The sequence below is a fragment of the Falsiroseomonas sp. genome (assembly GCF_030695085.1).
Classification (GTDB): Bacteria; Pseudomonadota; Alphaproteobacteria; order Acetobacterales; family Acetobacteraceae; genus Falsiroseomonas.
This window is the reverse complement of sequence record NZ_JAUYTS010000123.1, coordinates 36,135-42,706: the sequence shown is the minus strand read 5'-3', so window position 1 is coordinate 42,706 and position 6,572 is coordinate 36,135. Positions and strand designations below refer to the sequence as shown.

Annotated in this window: 4 protein-coding genes; 3 read left to right on the top strand and 1 reads right to left on the bottom strand. The window is 72.6% G+C overall.

The features are described 5' to 3' along the window. Window positions 1-471: FAD/NAD(P)-binding protein (locus tag Q8S40_RS13720; protein ID WP_305670834.1), on the bottom strand; the 471-nt coding region annotated here is incomplete at its 3' end. A 281-nt stretch (window positions 472-752) separates the two neighbouring features. Between Q8S40_RS13720 and Q8S40_RS13715 the strand changes: the two genes are divergently transcribed. From Q8S40_RS13715 to Q8S40_RS13705, 3 genes are all read left to right on the top strand, one after another. Further along, window positions 753-1,517, top strand: a complete 765-nt coding sequence (locus Q8S40_RS13715; RefSeq protein ID WP_305670833.1) for an ImuA family protein — start codon at window positions 753-755, stop codon at window positions 1,515-1,517. 163 nt (window positions 1,518-1,680) lie between these two features. Then, on the top strand, window positions 1,681-3,180 hold the full coding sequence (locus tag Q8S40_RS13710) for a DNA polymerase Y family protein (protein WP_305670832.1): 1,500 nt from the start codon (window positions 1,681-1,683) through the stop codon (window positions 3,178-3,180). Continuing rightward, window positions 3,177-6,488, top strand: a complete 3,312-nt coding sequence (locus Q8S40_RS13705; protein ID WP_305670831.1) for an error-prone DNA polymerase — start codon at window positions 3,177-3,179, stop codon at window positions 6,486-6,488. Before Q8S40_RS13710 ends, Q8S40_RS13705 begins: the two co-directional genes overlap by 4 nt. The last annotated feature ends 84 nt before the right edge of the window (window positions 6,489-6,572 follow it).

Sequence of the window (6,572 nt, the reverse complement as noted above, 5' to 3'; positions counted from 1 at the left end):
CGCCACCAGCCCGTCCCGGCCACGGCGGATGCGCGTGGCGGTGACGCCGTTGGTGACCGGCAGCGCCAGCACGCGGCGCAGCCAGACCAGGTAGTCCTGCCACATCGCGCGCGGGATCTTGCCCAGCGCCTGCCAGCCCGGCTCGCCATGCTGCGCCGTGTACCAGGCGCGGAAGGTCAGCGAAGGGATGTCCTGCGCCGGCCCCACCAGGTGCTTGGGCGATCGCAGCGTCTGCATCCGGGCATAGGTGACCCACGGGCCTTCTCGCCCCGCCGGCGCCGCCTCCAGCACCCGGTGGTGGGTGATGCCGAGTCGCGTCAGCGCGAAGCTGGCGGACAGGCCGAGCATGCCGCCGCCGAGCACCAGCACATCCAGCGCCCCATCCGGCCGCGGCGGCACCCAATTGGCCGGCGGCAGGTTCAGCGTGGCGAGATCCTGGCGCAGGCGGGATTCGAGCTGGTCCAGCGACAAGGCGAATTCTCCAGGAGGTCGGGCACGGGGCCTTGCTGCACATAACGCAACGCCGGGCTTCCACCTGTCCAGTCTCACGCGCCCGGTTATGCGAAAATGGCATCGCAAATATATCCGGCCAGATGCGGGGTGGCGGGATGCGAGCGCTTTCAGAACCCTGCCCGCCATCCTGCAGGCCGCGCGCCAGCCAGGCCGGCGAAGCGGCGCTTTGCAGGGCTGTGTTGTTCTTGATTTGTTCGGGTCACTCGGCCATCGTCGCGCCGATGCAGCCCGCCCAGACCATGACACCGAACCAGTCTCCACTGGACCCGGCCCCGCTCGACCAAGCCACCGTCCTGGCCGCCCTGCGCGCGCGGGTGGCGCGGCTGGAAGGGCTGGGCCGCGCCCGGCATGGGATGGACCCGGTGCCGGTCGCCGCGGGCATTCCCCTGCCCGGCGGCGGCCTGGCGCGGGCGGCGATGCATGAGGTGGCGGCCATCTCCCCTGGCGCGGCGGCGGCCTTCTGCGCCGTGCTGCTGGCCCGCAGCGGCGGCACCGTGCTGTGGATTGCCAGTGGCGGGCCGGAGGGGTTGCAGGCCTGGCCCCCCGGCCTCGCCCGCTGTGGCCTGTCGCCCGCCAATCTCGTGCTGGTGCGGGCGGAGCGCTGGGCGGATGCGCTCTGGGCGATGGAGGAGGCGCTGCGCTGCCCCGCCGTCACCGGCGCGCTGCTGGCTGCGGAGGATGCGGCGCGGCTAGACCTGACCGCGACTCGCCGCCTGCAACTGGCGGCCGAGACCGGCGGCGCACTCGGCCTGCTGCTGCGGCCGGATGGGCCGAACCCGGACCCGAGCGCCGCGGCCAGCCATTGGCGGGTCGGGCCACTGCCCTCCGGCGGCGGCGGGCATGGGCTGGAGGATCCGCGCTGGCAGCTGGAATTGCTGCGCGCCCGCGGCGGCCGGCCGGGCGGCCCCTGGGCGGTGACCTGGCGGGCGGCCTCCGGCACGCTGGATCTGGAGGAGGCGGAGGTGCCGGTCGTGGAGACGCGGCGCGGCCAGCGCGGCCGATGATACCAAATCCCGCGGACCGTGACCGATCCGCCCTCAATCACTGCATAAGCGGCGGGCGCCATTCGGCGCCTTGGCCGGCGTCGTGCGTGGAGCACGCCTGCGCGTGCGTGGAGCACGCCTGCGCGGTGACGCCGGCCGCAGGTTCCGTTCCATGAAATTCGGCATGGCCCGCCGCTTCCTGGCGCTGCATCTGCCGGACCTCGCCACGGCGCGCATCCGCCGGGCGGAGCCGGGCCTGGGGGATTCGCCGCTCGCCACCTGGGAGGCCAGCGGCAGCCGGCGCCTGCTGGTGGCGGTGGATGCCGCCGCCGCGGCGCTCGGCCTGGCGCCTGGCCAGGCGCTGGCCGATGCGCAGGCGATCGCGCCCGGATTGCTGCTGCGCCCGGCGGACCGGGAGGGTGATGCGCGGGCCTTGCGCGGCCTGGCGCTCTGGGCCCGGCGCTACACGCCGCTGGCGGCGATCGACCCGCCGAAGGGGCTGATCCTCGACATCACCGGCTGCGACCACCTGTTCGGCGGCGAGGCCGCGCTGCTGGGCGATGCGCTGGACCGGCTGCGGCACAATGGGCTGGCCGTGCAGGGCGCCGTGGCCGGGGCGGCAGCCACCGCGGCGGCGCTGGCCCGGTCCCGCGCCGACCAGCCCATTGCGGTCTCCGGCATCGAGGCGGCGCTGGCCGCGCCCTTGCCGCTCGGCCCGGCGCTGCGGCTGGACGCCGCGGCGCTGGAGGCGCTGGCCCGGCTCGGCCTGCGCCGGGTCGGGGATCTGCTGGACCAGCCGCGCGGCCCGCTGGCGCGGCGTTTTGGCAAAGCGCTGCTGGATGGTCTGGACGCCGTCACCGGACGCCGCCCGCATGCCATCCAGCCGGTGCAGCCGCCGCCCGAGCTGGTCGAGTCGCTCGATCTGCTGGAGCCGCTGATCACCCGCCCGGCCATCGATGCCGCGCTGGACCGGCTGCTGGCAGGGCTGTGCACGAAGCTGCGCCTGGCGGGACTCGGGGCGCGGCGGCTGGCGCTGCTCGCCTGGCGGGTGGATGGCACGGTGCAGGAGGTGGCGATCGGCACCGGCCAGCCGAATCGCGACCCGGCACATCTGCGGCGCCTGTTCGCCGAGGGGCTGGGCGGGCTGCAACCCGATCTCGGCTTCGAACGCATGGCGCTGGAGGCCCGCGCCACGGACCGGATGGAAACCGGCGCCCAGACCAGCCTGGGTCTCGGCGCGCGGCAGGATCGGGCGGCGCTGGCGGAATTGCTGGACCGGCTCGGCCAGCGGGCGCGGGTACAGCGCGTGGCGCCGTTAGCGAGCCATTGGCCGGAACGCAGCGTCGCCGCGCTGGACCCGCAGGCGGTGCCGCCACCGCCGCCGCCCGGCTGGTCCCGGCCGGAGCAACCTTTGCTGCGCCTGCGCCGCCCGAAACCGCTGGAGGTGGTGGCCCTGCTGCCGGATGCGCCGCCCGCCAGCCTGCGCTGGCGCGGCGCTTCGCAGCGCGTGCTGCAGGCGGAAGGGCCGTTGCGGCTGGAGCCGGAATGGTGGCGCGCCCAGGGGCGTGATGCCGCTGGCGCGGAACGGCGCGATGCCTATCGGGTGGAGCTGCCCTGCGGCACGCGGCTACTGGTCTGCCGTGGTGGCACCTCCGGCTGGCGGCTGCATGGCTACCTGCCGTGAGCGGCGGCCGCCCCCAAGCCGAGTCCGGCTATGCGGAGCTGGCCGCGCGGTCGCATTTCTCCTTCCTCGACGGCGCTTCCCACCCCGCGGAGCTGGCGGCGACGGCGGCGGCGCTGGGGCTGGCGGGGCTGGGGATCTGCGACACCAACAGCCTGGCCGGCGTGGTGCGCGGCCATGTCGGCGCGAAGCAGGCAGGGCTGCGCTTCGCGGTCGGCTGCCGGCTGGTGCTGAACGACGGCAGCGCCTGGTATGCCTGGCCGACCGATCGCGCCAGCTATGGGCGGCTGACCGCGCTGCTGTCCCAAGGCCGCATGGCCGCACCAAAGGGCGCGTGCTGGCTCGATCGTGAAAACCTGTTCGCCGCCGCCGAGGGTTTTGTCCTGGCCGCGATTCCGCCGGCGGAACCCGATGGCCGGCAATGGCGTGCCGATGCCGCCGCCTTGCGCGACCGGCTCGCCTTGCCGCTGCTGCTGGCGGCTTCCTGCCCCTATCTCGGCCGCGACCAGCAGCGGCTGGATGAACTGGCGGCGATCGCGGGCGATGCGCTGCTCGCCACCGGCGATATCCGCTACCACCATCCGGATCGTCGCCGCCTGGCCGATGTGCTCAGCGCCATCCGGCTCCGCACCACCGTCGATGCGCTGGGCCATGACGCGGAGCCGAATGGCGAGCGCCACATCAAGCCGCCCGCTGAAATGGCGCGGCTTTTTGCGCGCCACCCGCAGGCGCTGGCCAATACGCTGCGTGTGCTGGACGCCACCGCCGGCTTCTCGCTCGACCAGCTGCGCTACGAATACCCCGACGAGGTCATGGAGCCGGGCCGCACGGCGCAGCAGACGCTGGAAGATCGCGTGGCGGAGGCGCTGGCCGCGCAGCCGCATGGCGTCACCGCCAATCTGCGCGGCCGCATCGACCATGAGCTGGAGCTGATCGGCCGCCTCGGCTACGCGCCGTATTTCCTGACGGTGCATGAGATCGTGCGCTTTGCCCGCAGCCAGGGGATTCTGTGCCAGGGGCGCGGCTCGGCGGCGAATTCCAGCGTCTGCTACGTGCTCGGCATCACCGCCGTCGATCCCGACAAGCACGACCTGCTGTTCGAACGCTTCGTCTCCGCCAGCCGCGGCGAGCCGCCCGACATCGACATCGATTTTGAGCATGAGCGGCGGGAGGAGGTGATCCAGCATCTGTACCACCGCTACGGCCGCCATCGCGCCGCGATCTGCGCCACCATCATCCGCTACCGCGCCCGCAGCGCGATCCGCGAGGTGGGCCGCGCCATGGGGTTGACGGAGGATGTCACCGCGCGGCTCGCCAAGGCCAGTTGGGGACCGGGGCGCGAGATCGGCTTGCAGCAACTGGCGGAAAGCGAAGGGCTGGATACCTCCGACCCGCGGCTCGCCATGACGCTGGAGCTGGCGGAGGAATTGCAGGATGTGCCGCGCCATGCGGCCACCCATGTCGGCGGCTTCGTCATCACCCGCGGCCCGCTGACGGAACTCGCGGTCGTCACCAATGCGGCGATGGAAGACCGCACGGTGCTGGAATGGGACAAGGACGATATCGAGGCGCTGGGCATCCTGAAGGTGGATGTGCTCGGCCTCGGCATGCTGTCCTGCATCCGCCGCGCCTTTGGCCTGATGCAGCAGCATCTGCACAAGGATCATACGCTGGCGACGCTGCCGAAGGATTGCGCGGAGACCTACGCCATGCTGCGCCGCGCGGATTCGGTGGGCGTGTTCCAGGTGGAAAGCCGGGCGCAGATGAACATGCTGCCGCGGCTGAAGCCGGACAAATTCTACGACCTGGTGGTGCAGGTGGCGATCGTGCGGCCGGGGCCGATCCAGGGCGACATGGTGCATCCCTATCTGCGCCGCCGGCAGGGCATCGAGCAGCCCGAATATCCTTCCCCAGGCCCGGAGCATCCGCAGGATGAACTGAAGAAAGTGCTGGAGAAGACGCTGGGCGTGCCGCTGTTCCAGGAACAGGCGATGAAGCTCGCCATCGTCGCCGCCGGATTTTCGCCGGATGAAGCCGATCTGCTGCGGCGGTCGATGGCGACCTTCAAGATGACGGGCGGCGTTTCGAAGTATCGCGACCGGCTGGTGCAGGGCATGGTGCAGCGCGGCTACAAGGCGGAATTCGCCGAGCGTGTGTTCAGCCAGATCGAGGGTTTCGGCAGCTACGGCTTTCCCGAAAGCCACGCCGCCAGCTTCGCGCATCTGGTCTATGCGTCGAGCTGGATCAAATGCCACCATCCGGCGGTCTTCGCCTGCGCCCTGCTGAACAGCCAGCCGATGGGCTTCTACGCCCCGGCGCAGATCGTGCGCGATGCGCGCGAGCATCAGGTGGAAGTGCGGCCCGTCGATGTGAATGCCAGCGACTGGGACTGCACGCTGGAGCCGGGTGCTACTGGCCTCGCGCTGCGCCTCGGCCTGCGGCTGGTGACCGGGCTGGCGGAGGCGGAAGCCCAGGCGATCGTCGCGGCGCGGGAGGCGCGCAATGGCGCGCCCTTCACCTCGGTGGAGGACCTCGCCTGGCGCAGCGGCGCCGGTAAGCGGGCGCTGGTCAACCTCGCCGCCGCGGATGCCTTCGCCCATGCCAGCCTCAACGGCGCCGGCCTGGCGCGGCGCGATGCGGCGTGGGAGGCGCGCGGCGTGCCCTCCGGCCCGCGCGACCTGCCGCTATTCGCCATCGCGCAGGATTCCGTCGCCGCCGCGCTGGCCGATGAGGCGCCGCTGCTGGCCGAGCCGCCGCCGCTTCTGCCCGCGCATACGGAAGGCGAGGCGGTGGTGGGCGACTACCTGGCCACCGGCCTGACGTTGCGCCAGCACCCGCTGGCGCTGCTGCGGCCTGAGCTTGCCGCGCGCGGCTGCGACGATACGCAACGCCTGGCCATCGCGCGGGCCGGCACGCGGCTGCGCCTGCCCGGCCTGGTGCTGATGCGCCAGCGGCCCGGCTCGGCCAAGGGCGTGGTCTTCCTGACCATCGAGGATGAGTTCGGCAACGCCAATATCGTGGTGTTCCAGGACATCTCCACCCGCGACCGCGCCGCCCTGGTGGCCGGCCGCCTGCTGCTGGTGGAAGGCGTGCTGGAACGGGAGGACCAGCATGCGGAGGTGCCGATCCTGCACGTCATCGCCCGCCGCCTGGTCGATTGGTCCGCCCTGCTGGACAGCCTGCCGCAACGCGAAGGCAGCTCCGCCTGGGCCGAACGTGCGCTGGGCCGCGCCGATGAGGTGCGGCGGCCCGATCCCGGCGCCCGCGCGCCGAAACGCGCCCGCCTGCCGCCCAGCCGCGACTTTCGGTAACCCCGCCGATGGCCGGCGGCCTTGCCGCCCCGCCGCAGCGGGCGCGATGATGCCACCACTTGGCCCGCGAGAGGCCGGAAATCG

What these genes read in the sequence shown, in the direction of transcription:
- Q8S40_RS13715 (WP_305670833.1), top strand. Translation starts at nt 753, where the DNA reads ATGACACCGAACCAGTCTCCACTGGACCCGGCCCCGCTCGACCAAGCC.
- Q8S40_RS13710 (WP_305670832.1), top strand. Translation starts at nt 1,681, where the DNA reads ATGGCCCGCCGCTTCCTGGCGCTGCATCTGCCGGACCTCGCCACGGCG.